This window comes from Paenibacillus sp. E194 (assembly GCF_000935845.1).
Lineage (GTDB): Bacteria > Bacillota > Bacilli > Paenibacillales > Paenibacillaceae > Paenibacillus_B > Paenibacillus_B alvei_B.
In genome coordinates, this window is record NZ_JMDX01000398.1 from 1 (window position 1) to 3,233 (window position 3,233).

2 protein-coding genes and 1 pseudogene are annotated in these 3,233 nt (G+C 47.2%); all 3 read left to right on the plus strand.

Annotated elements, in window-relative coordinates; all coding sequences use genetic code 11:
* Positions 1 to 520: 520 nt before the first annotated feature.
* The 3 genes and pseudogenes from AZ66_RS28050 (at position 521) to AZ66_RS28060 (ending at position 3,197) form a co-directional block, all read left to right on the plus strand.
* Positions 521 to 1,536 (plus strand): annotated as a pseudogene (locus AZ66_RS28050) (NAD-dependent epimerase/dehydratase family protein).
* Positions 1,537 to 1,538: 2 nt separating this feature from the next.
* Positions 1,539 to 2,603 carry a dihydrodipicolinate synthase family protein gene (locus AZ66_RS28055; protein ID WP_044357933.1) on the plus strand — a complete coding sequence of 355 codons (1,065 nt, stop codon included), beginning with the start codon at positions 1,539 to 1,541 and terminating at the stop codon, positions 2,601 to 2,603.
* A gap of 231 nt (positions 2,604 to 2,834) precedes the next feature.
* A complete protein-coding gene (locus AZ66_RS28060) occupies positions 2,835 to 3,197 on the plus strand; it encodes a hypothetical protein (protein ID WP_044357934.1) in 363 nt (120 codons plus the stop codon).
* The last annotated feature ends 36 nt before the right edge of the window (positions 3,198 to 3,233 follow it).

A 3,233-nucleotide genomic window follows, 5' to 3' on the forward strand; every position in this document is an offset into this window, starting at 1 on the left:
CAACAGAACAGTCGGAACGGGTGTACTATCAATTTCATCCTGAGCAAGGTGGGTTTAAGGTCGAGTACCCAGAACCATCAGATGATAATTTGTTTATGTTGCCCAATCGTCTTCAATCCCTTGATCACATAAAGCTCCCAAAAATCGCGCAGGCATAATGAAGCGTGAAATGAGTGAAATGTAGCAATATTAATACTTCTAAATAATAACAAACTATTATGTTTGCTTCTTTCAAAAAGTGACTCGCGATCCATGCGCCACGTGCCTATCGATCGCGAGTCACTTTATTTATTTCGTCTACTTGATGGTTTTCTACCTCCATAAATGCCCGAGAGTTAGGCTGTATAACATTGGGGGATACCCCTATCCCGAAAATCGTAAGACGTGGAAAAAAAAGCATGATATACACGATCTTCTGTCTGGTATATATATGGTTTCATGGAAGCTTGTCGGTTTCGCAGGATCAGGTTCCATACGAAGATGGTTAAAACTGAACAATTCCGGAAAGGGGATAACAGACATGAAATCAGTGCTTGAACTGGAGGAGAGACTCGCTGAGCCTTCAGATGAATGTATTCAGGATCTGGCGAAAGTCGACGGAGATATTGTTATTCTTGGTGTTGGAGGGAAAATGGGGCCGAGTCTCGCTAAGCTGGCGGTTAATGCGGTTCGCAAGGGTGGGCTGAACAAGCGGGTGATCGGGGTATCACGGTTCACTGGAGGAGATGTACAGCGCGAACTAGAGGAAGCGGGAGTTGAGACGATTGCATGCGATCTCCTTCATGATGGAGAATTGTTCAAGCTGCCACATGCAGCGAATGTGATCTATATGGCCGGCAATAAATTTGGCACTATGGGGAGAGAACATTTTACTTGGGCGATGAATGTGTACTTGCCCGGAAGAGTGGCAGAGAAATATAAGGATTCACGCATCGTTGTGTTCTCCTCTGGTAATATCTATCCATTCATGCCGATCGGCAGCGGGGGGGCTGATGAGTCTGTATCACCAGAACCAATCGGTGAGTATGCGCAGTCTACATTAGGTCGAGAGCGAATCTTCGAGTATCATGCGCATAAAAATCAGACGCCAATGCTGTTCTATAGACTGAACTATGCCATTGATCTCCGTTACGGTGTCTTGTTAGAGGTTGCTAAATCCGTGATGGAAGGGAGTCCGATTAACCTGAGTATGGGGCATGCAAATGTAATCTGGCAAGGAGATGCGAACGCAATGGCTCTTCGCTCCTTGACGGAATGCACGAGTCCGCCCACCATCATGAACATCACAGGGCCAGAGACGATGTCGGTGAGATGGGCTGCGGAGCAGTTCGCCATGCGTTTCAATAAAAGTGTGCAATTTCAGGACGAGGAAACCGAGCTGGCTTTATTGAATAACGCATCCAAGTCACATCAGCGCTTCGGCTATCCATCTGTATCATTGCTGCAGATGATAGACTGGGTGCGGAGTGGGTTCAGTCAGGAGGAACAACATGGAATAAACCGACTCACTTTCAAGAGAGAAGGGGGAAATTCTGATAATGGCAGGCAAGAAGCTTTCTAATACACTGCATGAGGCTCTCCATCAGGGCTTGGTCATTCCCGCGCATCCACTTGCACTCAATGAGGAGCGTCAGCTGGACGAACGCCATCAGCGCGCGTTGACGAGGTATTACATTGCATCTGGAGCAGGTGGAATCGCGGTAGGAGTTCACTCCACACAATTTGAGATACGCGACCCGAAGCATAATTTATTTGAGACGGTACTGCGCATGGCCGTTGAAGAGGTTGAACGAGCTAACATAGAACGTCCCTTTATGAAGATTGCCGGTGTGTGCGGCAGTACTGAACAAGCGATGAGGGAAGCGGAGTTGGCACGACAGATGGGGTACGATGCTGCATTGCTAAGCATGGGCGGACTCTCCAGCATGAGTGAAGAGGAACTGCTAGGGCGTACTGAACGGGTCGCTGCTATCATGCCGATTATTGGGTTCTATTTGCAGCCAACAGTTGGAGGACGTGTCCTCAGCTTTGATTTTTGGCGCAAATTCGCGGACATCCCGAATGTTGTAGCAATCAAAATGGCTCCCTTCAATCGCTACCAGACCATCGATGTTGTACGAGCGGTATGCTATTCTGACAGAAGAGATGAGATTGCATTGTACACAGGGAATGACGATAACATTGTTAATGATCTGCTTACAACGTACCGCTTCGATGTGAGAGGGCAGTCAATTGAGAAGAGTATTGTGGGCGGTCTTCTCGGCCATTGGGCTGTATGGACGAAGAAGGCAGTCGAATTACTGGAGGAGATCAAGAAGGAGAGAGAACGCGGCGAAATCTCTGGGGAATGGTTAACTAGGAACATCCAGATTACAGACTGCAATGCTGCATTTTTCGATACTGCGCATCAATTTCATGGATGTATTCCAGGGATTCATGAAGTGCTGCGCCGCCAAGGGCTGCTCAAGGGCATTTGGTGCCTGAATCCGAATGAGACGCTTTCTGCTGGGCAAGCGGACGAAATCGATCGAGTATATAGACAATATTCGCATCTTCATGATGACGAGTTCGTTGCTGCCCATCTACAAGAATGGCTGGAATAAACGATCAAGCTTTATTTCATCAAATTCAACCTCTTTATCGATTTCCACACGCAAAAATCATTGCTGTATAAGGGTTTTGTGTGATAACTAGTTCATGATTGGGCTATTTAGAACTAATTATGAAAACGCTTTATTTACGGAGTAGGAACCGTTCTCTATACTGAGACTGCGACACACATCAGAAGCTTTCAACATGGAAGACGCAACAAAATAAAGGGGGAAATGATCGCGATGTCAAGAAGAGTGATAAGTATTGTCATCATGATAACAATGGTCTTCTCGCTGCTTGCGGCATGCGGTGGGGGTGGGAGCGAAGCCAATCAAGAAAACAGCACCAATTCCAGCGAGAGCAACAAAAGCAGCGGTAACGGTGGTCAAGCAGGTTCCGGTTCCACAGTCACGGGTGATAGTGAGCAATATGGGGATACGGGCGGACTGAAGCTTCCGATTGTTGATAATCCTGTAACGTTAACATGGATGCATCCCAGCAATTTCGCGATAACAAACGAAATGCTCGTCGTCAAGGAAATTGAGAAGCGAACAGGCATTAAGGGTGGTGTTTCAGACATATTCCAGCCAGACTTACGAGGATAAGCTGAGAACGAACCGTTGCCTCCGGGAAGCTTCCAG